Origin of the sequence: Cellulomonas aerilata, assembly GCF_007991755.1 — a bacterium.
In the GTDB taxonomy this organism is placed as follows: Bacteria; Actinomycetota; Actinomycetes; order Actinomycetales; family Cellulomonadaceae; genus Pengzhenrongella; species Pengzhenrongella aerilata.
In genome coordinates this window covers 1-711 of record NZ_BJYY01000031.1, presented here as the reverse complement: position 1 = coordinate 711, position 711 = coordinate 1, and the positions used below count along the sequence as shown (strand labels likewise).

Here is a 711-nt window from a genome sequence, read left to right as displayed (position 1 = left end):
CCCCCCGCTGCCGCGTGATCCCCCGGTGCAACGACGGGCCACCGGTGAACACCACGTCCGCGTCCGCCAGCAGCCGGCGCTGGCGCAGCATCAGGCCCTGCGGCGGGTTCTTGAACGACGCCAGGTCGTCCATCACGTCGTAGATCAGGCGTCCGGGGGCGAGCGACCTCGCGACGTCCAGCGCCATCGGGGTGTACAGCCACACGTCGGGCGCGCTCGGGCGGCCGGCGCGCTCCAGCTCCGCGGCCAGCAGCGGACCGAGGTCACGCGCGCCGGCGTCCTCGAACCCGCGGTCCATCGGGTGCGCCTCGCTGCGCACCGTCGGGCTGGACGCCGGGGGCATGACGAGCCACGCGCGGGTCAGCCCGTCCACGGGTTGGGTGCGGATCTGCGGGTGGTCGACGTCCCCGACGACGGGCTCCTCGACGAACCACGTGCGGGCGCCCGCGGCGGCCCGCTGCCGAGCGATGCGCGACACGATGTGCTGCGGGCGCTGCCAGACCCACTCCCAGCGCAGGTGGGACAGGACGACGAGGTCGGGCATCGTCGGCGCGGTCGTCGGCGCGGTCGTCGGCGGGGTGGTCGAGGGCAGGTGCGGGGACAGGTCGGACGGCTGGTGCGGCGGCATGGTCGACTCCGGGGAGAGGTGGGGCGGGGAGAGGTGAGGAGGAGGAAGGTCGGTCCGCAGGGCGGGGACGGCCTCCGACGGCT

At 75.2% G+C, this 711-nt stretch carries 1 protein-coding gene; it reads right to left on the bottom strand.

Annotated elements, in window-relative coordinates; genetic code table 11:
• Nucleotides 1-628: glycosyltransferase family protein (locus CAE01nite_RS17930; protein ID WP_146906912.1), on the bottom strand; the 628-nt coding region annotated here is incomplete at its 3' end.
• Nucleotides 629-711: the final 83 nt, after the last annotated feature.